Genomic DNA, 20,127 nt, shown 5'->3' on the forward strand with positions numbered 1-20,127 from the left:
TTTCGCAGGTAAGTACGGCCTTCCTTGCTGGCGGGGAATTTTTTTCGCGCGTACTTTCGACACCGTCCAAGCACGCAAGAGGGGGCCGACCATGGCGATCATCGAGACCGAAGCGACTCTGCACGAGGCGCACCGCGACAACCACACCCACCGGGACGTGAACGGTGGCTGGCTGCGCCCCGCGGTCTTCGGCGCGATGGACGGTCTCGTCTCGAACCTGGCCCTGATGGCCGGTGTCGCGGGCGGCGCCGTCTCGCGGGAGACCATCGTCATCACCGGTCTCGCGGGGCTCGCCGCGGGTGCCTTCTCGATGGCCGCGGGCGAGTACACCTCCGTCGCCTCGCAGCGCGAGCTCGTCCAGGCCGAACTGGACATCGAGCGCCGGGAGTTGCGCAAGCACCCCAAGGACGAGGAGCGGGAGCTCGCCGAGCTGTACGCGTCGCGGGGCGTCGAGCCCGACCTCGCGCGCGAGGTCGCCAGGCAGCTGTCCAAGGATCCCGAGCAGGCCCTGGAGATCCACGCCCGCGAGGAGCTCGGCATCGACCCGGGCGATCTGCCCTCGCCGACCGTCGCCGCCGTCTCCTCGTTCGGCTCGTTCGCGCTGGGCGCGCTGCTTCCCCTGCTGCCGTACCTGCTCGGCGCCACCGCGCTGTGGCCCGCCCTGCTCCTGGCGATGGTCGGGCTCTTCGCCTGCGGCGCCGTGGTGGCCAAGGTGACGGCGCGCTCGTGGTGGTTCAGCGGGCTGCGGCAGCTCGCGCTCGGCGGCGCGGCCGCCGGTGTGACGTACGCCCTGGGCAGCTTGTTCGGGGCGGCCGTAGGATAAGGCAGTGCAGGGCTATACGGGATCTTGCATAAGTAGCCGTTACTTGGCGGTTTCGATTCCATGACCACCGGGCATGAGCCGTAAGCGCTGCGGGCAATGAGGCTCGTGCCGCGCCGGGCCTCCGGTCATCGATCTGTCCGCAAAGGTCCCCTCTCCGCCGCTCCCACCTCAGCGGGCGGTGTCCACATGGTGGAATGAGCTATCCGCTTTTCGAGAAGCGTTCCATCATGTAACCTGCACGAAATTTCGCCAGGGCCAACGTCGTCCCTCGCTTTGCCGCATATGCCACGACGACGACGGGAGTGCCGATGCGTACCCACGCCTGGTCGCCCATGGACGGTCGCCCCGCCCCCCAGGGGATGTACGACCCCCGTAACGAACACGACGCCTGCGGTGTCGGGTTCGTGGCCACCCTCACCGGTGTTGCCAGCCATGAGCTGGTCGAACAGGCGCTGACGGTACTGCGCAACCTCGAGCACCGCGGCGCCACCGGGTCCGAGCCGGACTCCGGCGACGGCGCGGGCATCCTGCTCCAGGTGCCGGACGCCTTCCTGCGCGAGGTGGCTGGATTCCACCTCCCCGATGCCGGCGCCTACGCCGTCGGCATCGCCTTCCTGCCGGTGGACACCGCGGGCACCACCGATGCCGCCGTCTCACAGATCGAGACGATCGCCTCCGAAGAGGGCCTGACCGTCCTCGGCTGGCGCGACGTCCCCGTCGCCCCCGAGCTGCTCGGCGCCACCGCCCGCTCGACGATGCCCGTCTTCCGGCAGATCTTCGTCGCCGACGGTGACACCACGGGCCTCGATCTCGACCGCAAGGCGTTCGTGCTGCGCAAGCGCGCCGAGCGCGAGGCGGGGACCTACTTCCCCTCGCTCTCCTCCCGCACGATCGTCTACAAGGGCATGCTGACCACCGGCCAGCTGGAGCCCTTCTTCCCCGACCTCTCCGACCGCCGCTTCGCCACGGCCGTCGCCCTGGTCCACTCCCGCTTCTCGACGAACACGTTCCCGAGCTGGCCGCTCGCGCACCCCTACCGCTTCGTCGCGCACAACGGCGAGATCAACACCGTCAAGGGCAACCGCAACTGGATGCGCGCCCGTGAGTCGCAGCTCGCCTCGGAGCTCTTCGGCGCGGAGCGGATCGACCGGATCTTCCCGATCTGCACGCCCGACGCCTCCGACTCCGCGTCCTTCGACGAGGTGCTCGAACTCCTGCACCTGGGCGGACGTTCGCTGCCGCACAGCGTCCTGATGATGATCCCGGAGGCCTGGGAGAACCACGCCTCCATGGAGCCCGCGCGGCGCGCCTTCTACCAGTACCACTCCGCGATGATGGAGCCCTGGGACGGCCCGGCGTGCGTGACGTTCACCGACGGTACGCAGGTGGGCGCCGTTCTCGACCGCAACGGCCTGCGCCCGGGACGCTACTGGGTCACCGACGACGGCCTCGTCGTCCTCGGCTCCGAGGTCGGCGTCCTGGACATCGACCCGGCCAAGGTCGTCCGCAAGGGCCGCCTGCAGCCCGGCCGCATGTTCCTCGTCGACACCGCCGAGCACCGCATCGTCGAGGACGACGAGATCAAGGCCGCCCTCGCCGCCGAGAACCCGTACCAGGAGTGGCTGGAAGCGGGCGAGATCGAGCTCTCCGACCTGCCCGAGCGCGAGCACATCGTGCACACGCACGCCTCCGTCACGCGCCGCCAGCAGACCTTCGGCTACACCGAGGAAGAGCTGCGCGTCATCCTCGCGCCGATGGCCAAGACCGGTGGTGAGCCGCTCGGCTCCATGGGCACGGACACCCCGATCGCCGCCCTCTCCGCGCGCCCGCGGCTGATCTTCGACTACTTCACGCAGCTCTTCGCGCAGGTCACCAACCCGCCGCTCGACGCCATCCGCGAGGAGCTCGTCACCTCGCTGCACTCCTCGCTCGGCCCGCAGGGCAACCTGCTCGACCCGACCGCGGCGTCCTGTCGAAGCGTCACCCTGCCCTTCCCGGTGATCGACAACGACGAGCTCGCCAAGCTCATCCACATCAACGCCGACGGCGACATGCCCGGCATGAAGGCCGCGACGCTCTCCGGCCTCTACCGCGTCGTCGGCGGCGGCGACGCGCTCGCCGCCCGCATCGACGAGATCTGCTCCGAGACCGACGCCGCCATAGAGGCGGGCGCACGCCTCATCGTGCTCTCCGACCGGCACTCCGACGCCGAGCACGCGCCGATCCCCTCGCTGCTGCTCACCGCGGCCGTCCACCACCACCTCATCCGTACGAAGCAGCGCACCGAGGTGGGTCTGCTCGTCGAGGCGGGCGACGTGCGCGAGGTCCACCACGTGGCCCTCCTCATCGGCTACGGCGCGGCCGCCGTCAACCCCTACCTCGCGATGGAGTCCGTCGAGGACCTCGTCCGCGCGGGCACCTTCCTGCCCGGCATCGAGCCCGAGCAGGCCATCCGCAACCTGATCTACGCCCTCGGCAAGGGCGTCCTCAAGGTCATGTCCAAGATGGGCATCTCCACGGTCGCCTCCTACCGCGGCGCCCAGGTCTTCGAGGCCGTCGGCCTCGACGCGTCCTTCGTGGAGCGGTACTTCAGCGGCACCACGACGAAGATCGGCGGCGCAGGGCTCGACGTCGTCGCCAAGGAGGTCGCCGCCCGGCACGCCAAGGCGTACCCGGCGTCCGGCATCCCCTCGGCGCACCGCGCCCTGGACATCGGCGGCGAGTACCAGTGGCGCCGCGAGGGCGAGCCGCACCTGTTCGACCCGGACACGGTCTTCCGCCTCCAGCACTCCACGCGCAGCCGCCGCTACGACATCTTCAAGCAGTACACGGGCCGCGTGAACGAGCAGTCCGAGCGCCTGATGACGCTGCGCGGCCTGTTCGGCTTCAAGTCGGCGGACCGCAAGCCGATCTCGATCGACGAGGTCGAGCCGGTCGCCGAGATCGTCAAGCGGTTCTCGACCGGCGCCATGTCGTACGGCTCGATCTCCCGCGAGGCGCACGAGACGCTCGCCATCGCCATGAACCAGCTGGGCGGCAAGTCCAACACCGGTGAGGGCGGCGAGGACGCGGACCGGCTCTACGACCCGGCCCGCCGGTCCAGCATCAAGCAGGTCGCCTCCGGCCGCTTCGGCGTGACCAGCGAGTACCTCGTCAACGCCGACGACATCCAGATCAAGATGGCGCAGGGCGCCAAGCCCGGCGAGGGCGGCCAGTTGCCCGGGCACAAGGTCTACCCGTGGGTCGCCAAGACGCGTCACTCGACGCCCGGCGTCGGTCTCATCTCGCCGCCGCCGCACCACGACATCTACTCCATCGAGGACCTGGCCCAGCTGATCCACGACCTGAAGAACGCGAACCCGCAGGCGCGGATCCACGTGAAGCTGGTCTCCGAGGTCGGCGTCGGCACGGTCGCCGCGGGCGTCTCCAAGGCGCACGCCGACGTCGTGCTCATCTCCGGCCACGACGGCGGTACGGGTGCCTCGCCGCTCACCTCGCTCAAGCACGCGGGCGGCCCCTGGGAGCTCGGCCTCGCCGAGACCCAGCAGACCCTGCTGCTCAACGGCCTGCGCGACCGCATCGTCGTGCAGACCGACGGCCAGCTGAAGACCGGGCGCGACGTCATCATCGCCGCGCTGCTCGGCGCCGAGGAGTTCGGCTTCGCCACCGCGCCGCTCGTCGTCTCCGGCTGCGTCATGATGCGCGTCTGCCACCTGGACACCTGCCCGGTCGGCATCGCCACGCAGAACCCGGCCCTTCGCGAGCGCTTCTCCGGCAAGGCCGAGTACATCGTCAACTTCTTCGAGTTCATCGCCGAAGAGGTCCGTGAGCTCCTCGCCGAGCTCGGCTTCCGCTCCATCGAGGAGGCCGTCGGTCACGCCGAGCTGCTCGACACGGAGAAGGCCGTCAGCCACTGGAAGGCGCAGGGCCTCGACCTGGCGCCGCTGTTCCACGTGCCCGCGCTGCCCGCGGGCGCCGTCCGGCACCAGATCACGGTCCAGGACCACGGCCTGGCCAAGGCGCTCGACAACGAGCTGATCAAGCTCGCCGCCGACGCGCTCGCCGCGTCCAGCGCGACGGACGCGCACCCGGTGCGCGCCCAGGTCGCCATCCGCAACATCAACCGCACGGTCGGCACGATGCTCGGCCACGAGGTGACGAAGAAGTTCGGCGGCGCGGGCCTGCCGGACGACACCATCGACATCACCTTCACCGGCTCCGCGGGCCAGTCCTTCGGCGCGTTCGTGCCGCGCGGTGTGACGCTGCGCCTGGAGGGCGACGCCAACGACTACGTGGGCAAGGGCCTTTCGGGCGGCCGCATCGTGGTCCGTCCCGACCGGGGCGCCGACCACCTCGCCGAGTACTCGACGATCGCGGGCAACACCATCGCGTACGGCGCGACCGGCGGCGAGCTGTTCCTGCGCGGCCGCACCGGCGAGCGCTTCTGCGTCCGCAACTCCGGCGCGACCGTCGTCTCCGAGGGCGTGGGCGACCACGGCTGCGAGTACATGACGGGCGGCCACGCGGTGGTCCTCGGTGAGACGGGCCGCAACTTCGCGGCCGGCATGTCGGGCGGCGTCGCGTACGTGATCGACCTCGACCGCGACAACGTCAACGCCGGGAACCTGGCGGCCGTCGAACCTCTCGACGAGAGCGACAAGCAGTGGCTGCACGACGCCGTGCGCCGCCACCAGGAGGAGACGGGCTCGACCGTCGCCGAGAAGCTGCTCGCCGAGTGGGCCGTGTCCGTGGACCGCTTCAGCAAGATCATCCCCAGCACGTACAAGGCAGTGCTCGCCGCCAAGGACGCCGCCGAGCGAGCCGGACTCTCCGAGTCCGAGATCACCGAGAAGATGATGGAGGCGGCGACCAATGGCTGATCCCAAGGGCTTTTTGAACCACGGCCGCGAGGTCGCGCAGACCCGCCCGGTCGGCGAGCGCGTCCAGGACTGGAACGAGGTCTACGTTCCAGGCTCGCTCCTCCCGATCATCTCCGAGCAGGCCTCGCGCTGCATGGACTGCGGCATCCCGTTCTGCCACAACGGCTGTCCGCTGGGGAACCTCATCCCCGAGTGGAACGACTACGCCTACCGCGAGGACTGGCAGGCCGCGCAGGAGCGGCTGCACGCCACGAACAACTTCCCGGAGTTCACGGGCAGGCTCTGCCCGGCCCCGTGCGAGGCGGCGTGCGTGCTCGGCATCAACCAGCCCGCCGTCACCATCAAGAACGTCGAAGTCTCCATCATCGACAAGGCGTGGGAAACCGGCGACGTAGCCCCGCAGGCGCCCGAGCGCCTCTCCAACAAGACCGTCGCCGTCATCGGCTCGGGCCCGGCGGGCCTCGCCGCCGCCCAGCAGCTGACCCGGGCGGGCCACACGGTCGCCGTCTACGAGCGCGCCGACCGCATCGGCGGCCTGCTGCGCTACGGCATCCCCGAGTTCAAGATGGAGAAGCGGCACATCAACCGCCGCATCGAGCAGATGCGCGCGGAGGGCACCAAGTTCCGTACGGGCGTGGAGATCGGCCGCGACATCGACGCGGCCAAGCTGCGCAAGCGCTACGACGCCGTGGTCATCGCCGCGGGCTCGACCATCTCCCGCGACCTGCCGGTGCCGGGCCGCGACCTGACCGGCATCCACTTCGCCATGGAGTACCTGCCGCTCGCCAACAAGGTGCAGGAGGGCGACTTCGTGGCGCCCCCCATCACCGCCGAGGGCAAGCACGTCGTCGTCATCGGCGGCGGCGACACGGGCGCGGACTGCGTGGGCACCGCCCACCGCCAGGGCGCGGCCTCCGTGACGCAGCTGGAGATCATGCCGAAGCCGGGCGACGAGCGGGCCGCCGGCCAGCCCTGGCCGACCTTCCCGATGCTCTACAAGGTGACCTCCGCGCACGAGGAGGGCGGCGAGCGGGTCTACTCCGTCTCGACCACGCACTTCGAGGGCGACGAGGACGGCAACGTCCAGTTCCTGCACCTGATCGAGGTGGAGTTCGTCGACGGCAAGCTGACCCAGAAGCCGGGCACGGAGCGCAAGATCCCCGCCCAGCTGGTCACGCTGGCGATGGGCTTCACCGGCACCGACCGCGAGAACGGTCTGGTGGACCAGTTCGCCCTGGAGCTCGACGAGCGCGGCAACGTGGCGCGCGACGCCGATTTCCAGACGAACGTGCCCGGTGTCTTCGTGGCCGGTGACGCGGGCCGCGGCCAGTCGCTCATCGTGTGGGCGATCGCCGAGGGCCGCTCGGCGGCGCGTGGCGTGGACCGCTTCCTCACCGGTGCGAGTGATCTTCCGGCCCCGATCCGCCCGACGGACCGTGCCCTGACGGTCTAGCCCGTACGGTTTCGTCCCGTACGGTTTCGTTCCGTACGACCCCTCATTCGTCCCGCACAACGGTGTGCGGAACTGACGCGGCGCCCGCTTTGTCCCCGACCGGACGGAGGCGGGCGTCGTCGCGTTCCGGCCTGTTCTCGCCGGTGTGCGCCGCCCCCGCGCAACGCCCCGCCGTGACGCACGCGTTGCGTGGTGCGCAATGGTATGTGCGCATGTTGCGTCACCCGCAACCCTCATTACGGTTCGGCCGCTTATCCCAATGGGTCTAGACCGCCCCTGTCCTGTGTGACCACAATCGCTCCCACCAATCGGAACCTGGAGGGGGCCGGCATGAATCGACGTGTCATCGCCGCTGGTTGTATCGCCATGAGTCTCGGACTGACCGCCACGGCGTGCGGTGGGGATGACGGCGACGAGGGCGGCAAGGCTACCGACGGCAAGGGCAAGACCCTCACCGTATGGATCATGGAGGGGACCAACCCCGACGCGCGGCCGTTCTTCAAGGAGGCCGGGGCGGCCTTCGAGAAGAAGACCGGCGCGAAGATCCACGTCGAGTACCAGCAGTGGGCCACCGCGCAGAAGAAGTTCACGACCGCCATCGAGGGCGGCGAGGACCAGGTGCCCGACGTGGCCGAGGTCGGTACGACCTGGGTGCCGCAGTTCGCCGAGACCGGCGGGCTCGTCGACGTCACGGACAAGGTCAAGAAGTCCGGCCTGGACAACGACCTCGTCGAGGGACTCAAGGACGCGGGCACGCTCGACGGCAAGCAGTACGGCATGCCGTGGTACGCGGGCGTCCGCTCGATCGTCTACCGCAAGGACATCTTCGAGAAGCACAACCTGAAGGCCCCGACCACGTGGAAGGAGCTCGAGGCGACCGCCAAGACGCTCAAGGAGAAGGAGCCGAAGATGGTCTCCTTCCCGGTGGCGGGCGGTGCCGAGATGTTCGCGGCCCCCTTCATCTGGGGCGCGGGCGGTGAGCTCGCCACCGAGTCCGGCGGCACGTGGAAGTCCGGCGTCAACTCGCCCGAGGCCATCAAGGGCATCGAGTACTACACGGGCCTCGCCACCAAGGACAAGGTCTCTCCCGCCAAGGTCAACACCTGGACGGAGAAGGAGGTCGGCGACGCCTGGAACAAGGGCGAGATCGCGATGTCGGTCGGCGGCAACTGGACCCCGAAGGCCATCGTCGACGCCAACAAGGACCTCAAGGGCAAGCTCGGCGCCGTCCCGATCCCGGGTGAGAACGGCGGCATGAGCAAGTCCTTCCTCGGCGGCTCCTACCTGTCCACGTTCAACACGGACAAGAAGGACCTCGCCTGGGAGTTCGTGAAGCTGCTCACCACCGGCGAGTTCGCCGCCAAGTGGGCCGAGCAGACCAACTACTTCCCCGGCCAGAACTCCGAGCTGAAGAAGATCGAGGCCAAGAAGGACCCGCTGGTCGAGCCGTTCGCCAAGCAGATGCTGGAGGCGGGCGCGACCGTCCCGAAGACCAAGGCGTACGGCGAGATCCAGGCCTCCAAGGTCATCCCCGGCATGGTCCAGTCGATCCTCACCGGCAAGTCGTCCGTCAAGGAAGCGGCGGACAAGGCGGCCAAGGACATGGACGCGATCTTCGCCAAGGACAAGTAGACAGGGGCGAGTTCGGCACGTGAAGGACACGAAGGACTCGAAGGACACTGGGAAAGACACGACACCGTGAAAGAGACGCTCGTCGACGGTGGGCCGGAAGCTCCGGCCCGCCGTGGCCCCCCGAAGTCCGACGGCGGCGCAGAGTCGGCCCGCCGCCGCAAGAAGCTCGTCACCGTCACCCGCCCCTGGCTCCTCCTCGCACCCTCCCTGCTGGTCCTCGCGGGCCTGCTGCTCTGGCCGCTGATCCAGGTCGGCAAGCTCTCGATGCAGGACTACGAGGTGAAGTTCGGCGGCGGCGTCGGGACGTTCACCGGCTTCGACCACTACACCGATCTGCTCTCCAGCGGCCTGCTGTGGAAGACGGTCCTGCCCAACACCGTCTTCTTCGCCATCGCCTGCGTCGGCCTCACCGTCGCGCTCGGCACGCTCGTCGCGCTGCTCCTCAACCGCCTGGGCCACTTCTGGCGGCTCATCTGCTCGATCGCGATCCTCGCCGCCTGGGCGATGCCCGCGGTGACCGGGACGTACGTCTGGATCTGGCTCTTCCAGCCGCAGGACGGCATGGTCAGCCAGATCGCCGGATCGCTCGGCCTGATCGACCCGGAGACCACCAACTGGTTCACCGAGCGCGGTCCGTTCTACGCGATCGCGACCCTGAACGTGATCCACCACGGCTTCCCGTTCGTCGCCATCACCGTCCTCGCGGGGCTCATGACGATCCCCAAGGAGCTGTACGAGGCAGGGGAGTTGGACGGCGCCAACGCCTGGCAGCGGTTCTGGAACATCACGGTGCCGACGATCAAGCCCGTCTTCCTCGTGGTGACCATCCTCTCCACCATCTGGGACTTCAAGGTCTTCACCCAGATCTATCTGCAACCCGGCGGCGACGGCTCCAACGAGGACGTCTACAACCTCGGCGTCTTCTCCTACATCCAGGCCTTCGCCAAGAACGACTACGGCACGGGCGCCGCGGCCGCGGTGCTGCTCACCGTGCTGCTCCTGCTCATCACCGTCGTCTACATCCGCACGCTGTTCCGCCAGGGGGAGGAGGACCTGTGAGTACCCGCCGCACCACACTCACCTCGCGCGCCGGCCTGTCGGTCGCGGTCGCCGCGCTCCTGGTCTTCACGCTCTTCCCCGTCTACTGGATGATCTCCACGGCGCTCGACCCGAAGGCGTCCCTGCGCGGCTCGGACGTGCTGCCGAGCGGCATCAGCTTCGAGCACTTCACGTACGTCTTCGAGAAGGGCAACTTCGGTACCTACCTGCTGAATTCGGCGCTGGTGGGTCTCGCCACGATCGTCGCGGCGGGCGTGCTCTCGCTCTTCGCCGCCATCGCGGTGGCGCGCTTCAAGTTCCGCTTCCGCACCTCCGTACTGATCATGATCCTGATCGTGCAGATGGTGCCGCTCGAAGCCCTGGTCATCCCGCTCTTCATCCAGATGCGGGACTACGACATGCTCAACTCCCTGCTGGGTCTGAGCGTCGTCTACATCGCGCTCTCGCTGCCCTTCGCGATCTGGACGCTGCGCGGCTTCGTCGCCACCGTCCCCAAGGAGGTCGAGGAGGCCGCGTACATCGACGGGGCGTCCTGGCCGAGGATGTTCTGGTCGGTGCTGCTCCCGCTGGTCGCGCCGGGGCTCGTGGCCACGTCGATCTTCGCGTTCATCACGGCGTGGAACGAGTTCGTCTTCGCGTACACGTTCATGAAGGGCAGCGACAAGTACACGGCGGCCGTGGGCATTTACCAGTTCTTCGGTGAGAACTCCACGGCCTGGGGCCCGGTCATGGCCAGCTCCACGCTGGTCACGCTGCCGGTGATGATCTTCTTCGTGGTCATCCACCGCAAGCTCGGCTCCGGACTCGCCGCGGGGGCCGTCAAGGGCTGAGCGGCTGTTCCAGGGGAGGCGTTCGGGGTCCCGGCCTTCGGGACCCCGAACGCCTCCCTTCGCGTTCGCCCGCCGGGCCGCGCTCCATCGACCGCTCTATTGACTAAAAGTCAATTCGGCGCCACTCTCGGGGCCGTACCCAGCCCTGAACGGCGCCGCGGGAGGCCGAATGAGCACCGAAGCACGGGAGCGACGGGAGCAGCTGAGCGCGGAGCTGCGGGACGAACCGGCGGAATCCTTCGGCCAGTTGACCCCCGAACAGCTGACGACGCTCGCCGACGCGCTGAAGCGACAGCGCGAGAGCAGGGCCGCCGGGCTCAACGAGGCCGCCGAGGAGGCACTGAAGCTGGTGCCCGCGCTGGCCCGCGGACCCGTCCGACGCATTCTCTTCCGATAGCCGAGGCGAGCGAGGAGCGAGGAGACAAGCATGGACAAGCTGCGCGGCAGGGCCGAGACCCTCAAGATCGCCCGCCTCCTTGACGTCGAGCCGGACACGCTCGCGTTCCTGCGGACCCTGCCCGTCGACGACGTACGCCGCTTCCGCGAACAGAGCGTGGCGGCACTCTTCGACCGGGCCCCCGAGATGCTCGACCGCATCGCCTCCGCGACCAAGCTGGTGCCCGCCGGAGTCGCGGCCGCCATCTCGCAGAAGGCGCTCGGACCGCGCCTCGCCGCGGCCGTCGCCGGACGCCTCGAACCGGCGCGCGCCGCCGACATCATCGAGAAGCTGCCGGTGCCGTTCACCGCCGAGTCGTGCGGACACCTCGACCCGCGCCGCATCAAGGGCATCGTCGACCGGCTCGACGAGAACCTCGTCGTACGCATCGCGGTGGCCCTCGCCGAGCGGGGTGACCACCTGACGATGGGCCGATTCGTCGGCCATCTGCCGGACTCCGCGCTGCGCCGTATCCTGCCGCAGGTCGACGACGCCGCCGTCCTGAGGACCGGCTTCGCCATCGACATCCCCGAACGACTCGGCCAGATCATCGAGTTGATGGGTCCCGAGCGGCTCGCCTCGGTGATCGCGTCGGCGGCGGGCGAAGGGCTGTGGCCCGAGGCGCTCGCCGTGGCAGGCATGGTGACCGGCGAACAGCGCGGCCGCATCGCCTCGCTCGCCGCCTCCCAGCCGCAGGACCGGCTCGACACCCTGGTGACGACGGTGGCCGCGCAGGACCTGTGGGAGTCCCTCCTGCCCCTGGTCGCGCTCCTCGGCGAGGACGAGCGGCGGGCCGTCGCCGCGCTGCCCTCGCTGCGCGGCGCCGACGTGCTCGGCGGCGTCGTGCACGCGGTCGTGGCCACCGGACTGTGGGCGGAGTTCCTGCCCCTCGTCCAGGCGCTGCCCGAGGAGTCCCGCAAGGTCGTCGCCGACACGGCGGGAGCGCTGCCCGCGGCCGACCTCGACGCGCTCGCTCTGGAGGTCGACAAGCGGGATCTGTGGGAACTGGTCATGCCGCTGGTCGAGTTGATGGACGACGAGGCGAAGACCCGCATCTTCGAACTTCCCGCGTTCGCCCCGTAGGGGCCCCGTAAGGGGCGCGGGGAACTGCGCGAGCAACCACGAACAAGCCGCAGTCGCGCCTGCCGAGATCCCGGCAGACGCGACCGCGGCTCTTTCATGGGTAGCCCACATGGCGCAGGCAGGACCGATACGCCAGCCCCGTACGGGGGAACGCACGCATCCGCAGGCCGCCCGCAGGGCAGGGCACAGGCGGATCCGCCAGCCCCGCCCACGGAAAAGGACTTCATGCGCCTTCGCACCACCGTCGCCGCCGCCCTCGGCGCGCTCGCCCTCGTCGTGACCCTGCCGACCTCGGCGAGCGCCGCCACCGGCGACTTCTCCTACAAGTTCGTCGGCCTCGACGGCACACCGCAGTCGGTCACCCTCCACGACCCGCAGAGCCCCGGCTGCGTCACGCTCGCCGAGGTCGCCGACCCGGGCTCCTCCGAGCCCGCGTTCGCCCCGCACAACGACACCGACGAGTGGGTGATGGTGTTCACCGAGCCGGACTGCACGGGCGACTCCTGGACGCTGCGTCCGCACGGGCGGCCCACCACGGACGAGCTCAAGCTGCGCTCGGTGTTCCTGACAGGACGCCACTGAGCATCGGCGCGCTCACCCCGTCGTCGAGCCGCCGTCCACGGTGAACTCCGCACCCGTGACGTACGACGACGCGTCCGACGCCAGGAACAGCACCAGCTCGCCGACCTCCTCCGGGCGGCCCATCCTGCCCAGCGGCAGATGCGACCAGTCCCGCCCGGCGGAGGCCGCGGCGACCATCGGGGTGTCGACCGCCCCCGGGTGAACCGAGTTGACCCGGACCCGGTACTTCGCCAGATCGAGCGCCGATGACCGGGTGAGACCCCGCAGACCGAACTTCGTCGATCCGTACGCCGCGTGGCCCGGAATGCCGACGAGACCGGCCGTCGAGGAGACATTGACGACCGAGCCGCCGCCCGCCTCCTTCAGCGCGGGCAGCACCGCCTGGACGCCGAGGAACGGCCCGAGCAGATTGACCCGGAGCAGGGCCTCGAAATTCTCGTACGTCTCGTCCTCGACGGACGCCGTGCGCCACAGCGCGGCGTTGTTCACCAGGACGTCGAGCCGCCCGAAGGCATCCAGGGCACCCGCCACGGTCGCCGCCCAGCTCGCCGCGTCCGTGACGTCATGACGTACGAAAAGACCTTGCTCCCCAAGCGACTCGGCGACCTCCCTGCCCTCCTCCTCGCGCACATCGGTGACCACGACCCTGGCCCCCGCCTCGGCGAACAGCCGGGCCTCCGCCGCCCCTTGGCCGCGCCCCGCGCCGGTGATCAGGACCGTCCTGCCCGCCAGGCCGTACGAGATTCCCCGGGAGTCCATGCCGAGCCTCCTGCGTGCCCTGGTTGCCGCGTGGTGGTTGTCATGTGCCTGAAAGGCATATGTCTAGCAGTCATGTACAACAGGGAGAAGGGATCGGGAACGGAGCGGTGGATGGAATCTGCGATCAGTCTGCGCAAGGTGGAGGACTCGGCGCCCGCGCTGGTCAGCCTGTACAAGAGCGCCGGGGTGTCGCTGCGCAAGCACGGTCTGGCGGGCGCGCGGGCGGCGGTCTATCTCGTCGTCGACTACTCCGGGTCCATGCGCCCGTACTACCAGGACGGCAGCGTGCAGGCGCTCGCCGACCGCGTGCTCGGCCTGTCCGCGCACCTGGACGACGACGGGAGTGTGCCCACCGTCTTCTTCTCCACGGACGTCGACGCGGTGACGGAGATCGCGCTCGGCGACCACCACGGCCGGATCGACGAGATCGTCGCCGGGCTCGGGCACATGGGCAAGACCAGCTACCACCTGGCGATGGACGCCGTCATCGACCACTACGTAGACAGCGGTTCCACCGCGCCCGCCCTGGTGATCTTCCAGACCGACGGCGGCCCCATCAACAAGCTCGCCGCCGAGCGCTATCTGTGCAAGGCGGCGAGGCTGCCCCTGTTCTGGCAGTTCATCGGCTTCGGTGACCCGACGAGCAAGCAGTTCGACTATCTCCGCAAGCTCGACGAACTCGCCGTGCCCACCAAGCGCCCCGTCGACAACGCGGGCTTCTTCCACGCGGGGAACGACCCCCTGAAGGTGCCGGACGACCAGTTGTACGACCAGCTGGTGGGGGAGTTCCCCGAGTGGCTCAAGGCGGCGCGGGCGAACGGGATAGTGGGCTGACGGAGGCTAGTCGACCATGCGCTGGCGCAGCTTGAGGATCGTGCCCGCGTCGAGGCCGAGCCCCTTGGTGAGATAGCCCTGGAAGCCGCCGTACCGCTTGGCGGCCTCGTCGAGCGCCGTGCCGAGGTAGTCGGTGCGGACCTCCTGCAGCGGGATGATGAGATCCGGGTTCTGCATCAACCCGCCCTGCTTGAGCGCCTCGCGGAGCTTCGCGTCGTACGCGGCGCGGTAGGTGTTGGAGGCCAGGTAGTCGCCGGTGGCCGTCTTGTCCGGCACGCCGACGAGCCGCAGCAGCAGATACGTCGTCCAGCCGGTGCGGTCCTTGCCCGACGTGCAGTGGTAGAGCAGCGGCGAGCGGCTGCCCGCGATGTCGCGCAGGGTGGCCGCGAACTGTGCGCGGTTGGTCGCGTCGGTGACGAAGGTGCGGTAGACGTCCCGCATGAACGCCGCGGCCTTGCCGTTGCCGAGCATCTCCTCCTGTTTGACCGGGTCCTTGGAGCCGATCGCGGTGAGGAGCTGGGTGAACAGGCCGTTGTCGGTGATCGCCCGTGAGGTCGGCGCGAGCCCGTCGGGCAGCCGGTCCGCCCCGTCGTACTGGACCTCGGCGGGCACCCGGAAGTCGATGACCTTCTTGAGCCCGAGCCGGGAGACCGTGCCGAGGTCGGCGTCGGTGAGCTTGTTGAGGGCGTCGGCGCGGAAGACCTGTCCGGTGCGGACCTGCTCCCCGTCGTAGGTCCGATAGCCGCCCACGTCCCGTACGTTGACGGCGCCCTGGAGCGGGATCTGGTTCTGGTACGTGATGGAGGGGTGCGCGGACGCGGGTGCGCTCGTCACGAGGGGCCGGGCCGGGGCCGCGAAGGGTTCGCCGGGGGCCGCCCAGGCGGGCAGCGTGCCCAGGGCGAGAGCGGAGATCGCAAGGCCGGTCGCGGTACGGGTACGAGAGATGCGCATCGGTCCGCCTTCCCATCGGTAGCGGTGCTGTGCTCTGCCGCGATCCCCCAACCAAGCGATTGTTTGGGGGGTGGTCCGGAGAAGGTAGCGAGGCGCCCGCGAGGGAGGAAGGGGTGTGCGCCAGATACTGACGAATCGTCAATTCTGTAGAGGGCGTGCCGAGTTGAGAGGGCTCAGCCGTCCGCGAGGCGGGCCGCCGCGCGGCGCTGGCGCTCGGTGGCGCCCGCCAGGAACCGGGTGATGGTCTCCAGCTCGCCGGTCGTGAACTCCTCGTAGAGCTCGCCGACTTCGCGGGCCCAGTCCGCGAAGGTCTCCTCCAGGTCCGTGAGCCGCTCCTGCCGGATCTCGATGAGCACGCGCCGTTTGTCGGTGGGGTGCTTGACCCTGCGGACGAAGCCCTTGCCCTCCAGGCGGTCGACGAGGCCGGTCACCGAGGCGGGTGCGAGAGCGGTGCGCTCGGCGAGCTCCTTGGCGGTGAGGGGGCCCTCGCGCTGGAGCAGGTCGAGGGTCTTGGTCTCGGTGGCGCCGAGTCCCTGCCGGGCGGCGACCGCGGAGTGGAACATCACGGTGACCGCGCTGCTCTCGCGCCCGGCGGTGTTGAGCCGCTCGACGACTTCGGCGCGCTGCTGCTGCTGGGGGTCCTCGCCGGTGGCCATGAGGGAACCCTAGCCCATATTTCGTTCGGCCGAACGAAAGACTTGTGATCACGGTGGGTCGCGTGCAACTCTTTCGTTCGGCCGAACGAAATAAATTGCCCGAGGATCCCTTGGAGGAGCCATGCCCACCGCACGCACCACCCCCACCCCAACCGGCGCGAGCCACCCCCACCCGCACCCTCACCCGCACCGCTGGGCCGCGGCCGCCGTCATGATGGTCGCCGCGCTCATGGACCTGCTCGACGTCACCATCGTCAACGTCGCGATCCCCTCGATCGGCCGCGAGCTCGGCGCCTCCGAGAGCGCCCTGCAGTGGATCGTCTCCGCGTACCTCCTCGGCTTCGCCGCGACGCTGATCGTCTCCGGGCACCTCGGCGACCGCTACGGCCGCAAGGCGCTCTTCCTCGCGGGCACCGCCGGGTTCGGGGTCGCGAGCCTGGCGTGCGGGATCGCGCAGTCGCCCGGACAGCTCGTCGCGGCGCGCGCCGTGCAGGGCGTCATGGCGGCACTGCTCATGCCGCAGGTGCTCGGTTCCTTCCGGACCCTCTTCCAGGGCAAGGAGCGGGGCGCGGCGTTCGGGATGTACGGGGCCGTGGGCGGCTTCGCCTCGGCCATCGGTCTGCTGCTCGGCGGCGTACTGACCAGCGCGGACCTCTTCGGCCTGGGCTGGCGCTCGGTGTTCCTGGTGAACCTGCCGGTGGCGGCGGCGACCTTCGTGGCGGGACTCCTCCTCGTACCGGCCACCAAGGAGCGGTCCGCGGGCCGCCCCGACGTGCTCGGCAGCCTCGTCCTCGCCGCCTCTCTGGTGGCCGTCGTCCTTCCCCTGGTGCAGGGCCGCGCCAACGGATGGCCGCTGTGGGGCTGGGTCTGCCTGGCCGCGGGCCTGCTCGGGCTCGTGGGTCTCGCCGTGGTCGAGGGCCGCCGACGCCCGGGCGCGACCGTGCCGCTGCTGCCCTCCCGCGCCTTCAGGCTGCCCGCCTTCTCCGTCGGCGTCGCCGTCCAGCTGCTCTTCGCCCTCGGCATGCAGGGCTTCTTCCTGGTCTTCGCGATCTGGCTGCAGGGCTCCGAGGGCTACAGCCCGCTGCAGGCGGGCGTCGTGACCGTCGCCTTCTCCGTCGGCGGTTTCCTGACCGCGCCGGTCGCCGACAGGCTCGCGGCGGCGTACGGGCGTCTCGTCCTGGTCGCCGGGTCGCTGCTCATGGCGGGCGGCTTCCTCTGGGTCTGGTCGGCCGTCGCCGCGTCCACCTCCAGGCACACCGGGGCGTGGCCGCTGGCGCCCGGGCTCCTGGTGGCGGGGGCCGGGCTCGGCTTCCTCGTCGTACCGCTGGTGAACGTGGTCCTGTCCGCGGTGCCCGCGGAGATGGCGGGCGGCGCCTCCGGGATCTTCTCGACGGCTCAGCAGTTCGGCGGGGCGCTGGGCGCGGCGGTGATCGGCACGGTCTTCTTCGGCCACGCGTCGAACGGCCTGACGGACGCGCTCGGCGCGGCGATGCCGTGGGTGGCGGCGGGCTTCGGGCTCTGCGCGGTGCTGTGCCTCGCGCTGCCGCGCCGGGCGGTGACCGGCGCCCCGTGAGACGTCCGCGGGCGTCCCGTACGGCGTCCGCGGGTGGCGTACGTCTCGCGGGGACCCGGGAACACGGGGCCCCTGCGGCATGTTAAAGTTATGTGTTGCAGTTTTGGTACCCATGAACTTTATGTGCGCCTGACGGGAATGCTCCGAGGGCGCATTATTGTTTTTCCGGTTCTCTCCGGATGATGGGGGTCATTGCAGCGCTGGAGATTCGCAATACCGTGACTCTCCATACTCTGCCCCTGTTGAGGAGATTGACATGGCAACCGGCACCGTTAAGTGGTTCAACTCGGAAAAGGGCTTCGGCTTCATCGAGCAGGACGGCGGCGGCCCCGACGTCTTCGCCCACTACTCGAACATCGCGTCCTCGGGCTTCCGTGAGCTCGTCGAGGGCCAGAAGGTCTCCTTCGAGGTGACCCAGGGCCAGAAGGGCCTGCAGGCCGAGAACATCGTTCCTGCCTGATCGCCACAGCGCGCGAACCTCACAGCCGAGGCCCGCACCGGAAGGTGCGGGCCTCGGCTTGCGCTGTCATCGGGCCCTACCGGGCCCAGAGCCGCACAGGCTCAGAGGTCCGGAAGTCCAGCGACCAGGAAGGCATTACTGCATGAACCGCTCCGAACGCCCGGCACGCCCCGCCCGCAAGCGCCCCACGAACGCAGCCGGAAAGGGACGTCCGAACGGCCAGGCGAAGGGCGCCGCGTATTCCGCGAAGAAGCCCGGCAGCCGTAAGCCGAGGCCGGCGCAGGGCGGCGAGTTCGCACTGCCCGAGAGCCTCACGCCCGCGCTCCCGGCCGTCGAAGCATTCGGTGACCTGGACATGCCGGAAGCACTCCTGAAGACGCTGGCCGCCCAAGGCGTGACGGCCCCCTTCCCGATCCAGGCGGCCACGCTCCCCAACTCCCTCGCGGGCCGCGACATCCTCGGCCGCGGACGTACCGGATCCGGCAAGACCCTCGCCTTCGGCCTGGCCCTCCTCGCCCGCACCGCGGGGCAGCGCGCCGAGTCGAAGTCCCCGCTCGCCATGGTCCTGGTCCCCACGCGTGAGCTGGCCCAGCAGGTGACGGACGCCCTCACGCCGTACGCGACGTCGGTGAACCTGCGTCTCGCGACGGTCGTCGGCGGCCTGTCGATCACCAAGCAGTCGGGCACGCTCCGCCGCGGCGCCGAGATCCTGGTGGCCACCCCCGGCCGCCTCAAGGACCTGATCGAGCGCGGCGACTGTGACCTGTCGCGGGTGCGCACGACCGTCCTCGACGAGGCCGACCAGATGGCCGACATGGGCTTCATGCCGCAGGTCACCGCGCTGCTCAAGCAGGTCGAGCAGGGCGGCCAGACCATGCTGTTCTCGGCGACGCTGGACAAGAACATCGACCGGCTGGTCCGGATGTTCCTCACCGACCCCGTCGTGCACTCCGTGGACCCGTCCGCGGGCGCGGTCACGACGATGGAGCACCACGTCCTCTACGTCGCCGACGAGACGGACAAGAAGGCCGTCGCGCTGCGCATCGCCGCCCGCGAAGGCCGCGTGATCATGTTCCTGGACACCAAGCGCGCCGTGGACCGCTTCACCAAGCGGCTGCTCGCCAACGGCGTACGGGCCTCAGGCCTGCACGGCGGCCGCTCGCAGCCGCAGCGCAACCGGACGCTCGACCAGTTCAAGACCGGCCAGGTCACCGCGCTGGTCGCCACGAACGTCGCGGCGCGCGGCATCCACGTCGACGACCTCGACCTGGTCGTGAACGTCGACCCGCCGACCGACCACAAGGACTACCTCCACCGGGGCGGGCGCACCGCGCGGGCGGGGGAGTCCGGCAGCGTCGTGACCCTCGTGCTCCCCGAGGAGAAGCGGGACATGACGCGGCTGATGTCCGACGCGGAGATCCGCCCCAACACGGCGCGGATCACGTCCTCGGACGAGGAGCTCGTGCGGATCACCGGGGCGCGGGAGCCTTCGGGTGTGCCGGTGATCATCGAGACGCCGCAGCAGCCTGCCGCACAGTCTTCGCAGCGCCGTCGTCGCCCCCGCCCCGCGGGGCAGGGTGGCGGTGGCGGTGGCGGCGGCCAGGGCCAGCGCAGGGCCCCTCGCCAGGGTCAGGGCCAGGGCGGATCCGGCTCCGCGGGGGGCGGCGCGGGTCGCGCGTCCTCCGGCGGCACGGGTCGTGCGTCCTCCGGCGGCGCCGGTCGTGCGCGCCGGGGCGGGGGCCAGGGCCAGGGCGGCGGAGGCCGCCGCGCGGCGTAGCGCCTCGGCGGTTCTACGGTCCGGGTGGGTTCTTGCCACCCGGGCCCCCGCTTGGCGACGGGGGGTCTGCGAGGGCTGCATGCCCCCGTAACGGCTCCTCGGCGCCGGGGGCTGTGCCCACCCTTCCCCAAGCTCTCGGCTTCGCTCGAGCAGGGGAGACCCCACTCGCCCTGCGGAACACCTGCCCACAGCGGCGGAACCCCCACCGGCCCGCAGCCGCCGAACCGGCCTGAGGGGACGTGGCGGTATGTTCGCCCGGAGCACTGGGGGCCTCGTTCCGAGGTGCCCAAGCCGTGGCGGTGCGCCTGGGACGGCGAGGACGGACATACCGCCGCGGCC

At 70.0% G+C, this 20,127-nt stretch carries 16 protein-coding genes; 13 read left to right on the plus strand and 3 right to left on the minus strand.

Annotation, left to right across the window (positions count from 1 at the left end):
• Positions 1-91 precede the first annotated feature (91 nt).
• From CP970_RS32450 to CP970_RS32490, 9 genes are all read left to right on the plus strand, one after another.
• The gene (locus CP970_RS32450) at positions 92-823 is read left to right on the plus strand and encodes a VIT1/CCC1 transporter family protein (protein ID WP_150494317.1); all 732 of its coding nucleotides are present in this window, start codon (positions 92-94) and stop codon (positions 821-823) included.
• 308 nt (positions 824-1,131) lie between these two features.
• Positions 1,132-5,703, plus strand: coding sequence for a glutamate synthase large subunit (gene gltB / locus CP970_RS32455; protein ID WP_079043797.1), 4,572 nt, complete (start codon positions 1,132-1,134; stop codon positions 5,701-5,703).
• Positions 5,696-7,156 carry a glutamate synthase subunit beta gene (locus tag CP970_RS32460; protein WP_055551936.1) on the plus strand — a complete coding sequence of 487 codons (1,461 nt, stop codon included), beginning with the start codon at positions 5,696-5,698 and terminating at the stop codon, positions 7,154-7,156. Before gltB ends, CP970_RS32460 begins: the two co-directional genes overlap by 8 nt.
• A 330-nt stretch (positions 7,157-7,486) precedes the next feature.
• Positions 7,487-8,788, plus strand: a complete 1,302-nt coding sequence (locus CP970_RS32465) for a sugar ABC transporter substrate-binding protein (protein WP_055551938.1) — start codon at positions 7,487-7,489, stop codon at positions 8,786-8,788.
• Positions 8,789-8,854: 66 nt separating this feature from the next.
• Positions 8,855-9,847, plus strand: coding sequence for a carbohydrate ABC transporter permease (locus CP970_RS32470; protein WP_055551940.1), 993 nt, complete (start codon positions 8,855-8,857; stop codon positions 9,845-9,847).
• Positions 9,844-10,677: a carbohydrate ABC transporter permease gene (locus CP970_RS32475; RefSeq protein WP_055551941.1), complete on the plus strand. Its 834-nt coding sequence runs from the start codon at positions 9,844-9,846 to the stop codon at positions 10,675-10,677. Before CP970_RS32470 ends, CP970_RS32475 begins: the two co-directional genes overlap by 4 nt.
• Before the next feature lie 169 nt (positions 10,678-10,846).
• Positions 10,847-11,074 (plus strand): hypothetical protein, encoded by a 228-nt coding sequence (locus CP970_RS32480; protein ID WP_055551943.1) that lies wholly within the window; start codon positions 10,847-10,849, stop codon positions 11,072-11,074.
• 30 nt (positions 11,075-11,104) lie between these two features.
• Entirely contained in the window at positions 11,105-12,196 is a 1,092-nt protein-coding gene (locus CP970_RS32485) for a hypothetical protein (protein WP_055551945.1), read from the plus strand.
• Positions 12,197-12,421: 225 nt separating this feature from the next.
• Positions 12,422-12,778: a hypothetical protein gene (locus tag CP970_RS32490; RefSeq protein ID WP_055551948.1), complete on the plus strand. Its 357-nt coding sequence runs from the start codon at positions 12,422-12,424 to the stop codon at positions 12,776-12,778.
• 12 nt (positions 12,779-12,790) lie between these two features.
• Here CP970_RS32490 and CP970_RS32495 read toward each other — a convergent pair whose 3' ends face one another.
• A complete protein-coding gene (locus CP970_RS32495; protein ID WP_055551950.1) occupies positions 12,791-13,537 on the minus strand; it encodes an SDR family NAD(P)-dependent oxidoreductase in 747 nt (248 codons plus the stop codon).
• Positions 13,538-13,648: 111 nt separating this feature from the next.
• On the opposite strand from CP970_RS32495, the gene CP970_RS32500 reads away from it, so the two are divergent.
• Positions 13,649-14,371: a vWA domain-containing protein gene (locus CP970_RS32500; RefSeq protein WP_055551957.1), complete on the plus strand. Its 723-nt coding sequence runs from the start codon at positions 13,649-13,651 to the stop codon at positions 14,369-14,371.
• Positions 14,372-14,377: 6 nt separating this feature from the next.
• On the opposite strand, the gene CP970_RS32505 is transcribed toward CP970_RS32500, so the two are convergent.
• Positions 14,378-15,322 carry a tyrosine-protein phosphatase gene (locus CP970_RS32505; RefSeq protein WP_055551952.1) on the minus strand — a complete coding sequence of 315 codons (945 nt, stop codon included), beginning with the start codon at positions 15,320-15,322 and terminating at the stop codon, positions 14,378-14,380.
• Between the two features lie 173 nt (positions 15,323-15,495).
• Positions 15,496-15,978 carry a MarR family winged helix-turn-helix transcriptional regulator gene (locus CP970_RS32510; protein ID WP_055551955.1) on the minus strand — a complete coding sequence of 161 codons (483 nt, stop codon included), beginning with the start codon at positions 15,976-15,978 and terminating at the stop codon, positions 15,496-15,498.
• 121 nt (positions 15,979-16,099) lie between these two features.
• Between CP970_RS32510 and CP970_RS32515 the strand changes: the two genes are divergently transcribed.
• The 3 genes from CP970_RS32515 to CP970_RS32525 all read left to right on the plus strand — a co-directional run bounded on the left by CP970_RS32515 (position 16,100) and on the right by CP970_RS32525 (position 19,788).
• Positions 16,100-17,551, plus strand: a complete 1,452-nt coding sequence (locus tag CP970_RS32515) for an MFS transporter (protein ID WP_150494319.1) — start codon at positions 16,100-16,102, stop codon at positions 17,549-17,551.
• A gap of 256 nt (positions 17,552-17,807) precedes the next feature.
• Positions 17,808-18,011, plus strand: a complete 204-nt coding sequence (locus CP970_RS32520; protein ID WP_055556530.1) for a cold-shock protein — start codon at positions 17,808-17,810, stop codon at positions 18,009-18,011.
• 142 nt (positions 18,012-18,153) lie between these two features.
• Entirely contained in the window at positions 18,154-19,788 is a 1,635-nt protein-coding gene (locus CP970_RS32525; RefSeq protein WP_055556532.1) for a DEAD/DEAH box helicase, read from the plus strand.
• Positions 19,789-20,127 lie beyond the last annotated feature (339 nt).

Source organism: Streptomyces kanamyceticus (genome assembly GCF_008704495.1).
Classification (GTDB): Bacteria; Actinomycetota; Actinomycetes; order Streptomycetales; family Streptomycetaceae; genus Streptomyces; species Streptomyces kanamyceticus.

Bases quoted from the DNA above. Each gene is read 5' to 3' on its own strand.
- CP970_RS32450 (WP_150494317.1), top strand. From the start codon at position 92: ATGGCGATCATCGAGACCGAAGCGACTCTGCACGAGGCGCACCGCGAC.
- CP970_RS32510 (WP_055551955.1), bottom strand. From the start codon at position 15,978: ATGGCCACCGGCGAGGACCCCCAGCAGCAGCAGCGCGCCGAAGTCGTC.
- CP970_RS32525 (WP_055556532.1), top strand. From the start codon at position 18,154: ATGAACCGCTCCGAACGCCCGGCACGCCCCGCCCGCAAGCGCCCCACG.
- CP970_RS32520 (WP_055556530.1), top strand. From the start codon at position 17,808: ATGGCAACCGGCACCGTTAAGTGGTTCAACTCGGAAAAGGGCTTCGGC.
- CP970_RS32515 (WP_150494319.1), top strand. From the start codon at position 16,100: ATGCCCACCGCACGCACCACCCCCACCCCAACCGGCGCGAGCCACCCC.
- CP970_RS32495 (WP_055551950.1), bottom strand. From the start codon at position 13,537: ATGGACTCCCGGGGAATCTCGTACGGCCTGGCGGGCAGGACGGTCCTG.
- CP970_RS32485 (WP_055551945.1), top strand. From the start codon at position 11,105: ATGGACAAGCTGCGCGGCAGGGCCGAGACCCTCAAGATCGCCCGCCTC.
- CP970_RS32460 (WP_055551936.1), top strand. From the start codon at position 5,696: ATGGCTGATCCCAAGGGCTTTTTGAACCACGGCCGCGAGGTCGCGCAG.
- CP970_RS32480 (WP_055551943.1), top strand. From the start codon at position 10,847: ATGAGCACCGAAGCACGGGAGCGACGGGAGCAGCTGAGCGCGGAGCTG.
- CP970_RS32465 (WP_055551938.1), top strand. From the start codon at position 7,487: ATGAATCGACGTGTCATCGCCGCTGGTTGTATCGCCATGAGTCTCGGA.
- CP970_RS32490 (WP_055551948.1), top strand. From the start codon at position 12,422: ATGCGCCTTCGCACCACCGTCGCCGCCGCCCTCGGCGCGCTCGCCCTC.
- CP970_RS32500 (WP_055551957.1), top strand. From the start codon at position 13,649: ATGGAATCTGCGATCAGTCTGCGCAAGGTGGAGGACTCGGCGCCCGCG.
- gltB (WP_079043797.1), top strand. From the start codon at position 1,132: ATGCGTACCCACGCCTGGTCGCCCATGGACGGTCGCCCCGCCCCCCAG.
- CP970_RS32505 (WP_055551952.1), bottom strand. From the start codon at position 15,322: ATGCGCATCTCTCGTACCCGTACCGCGACCGGCCTTGCGATCTCCGCT.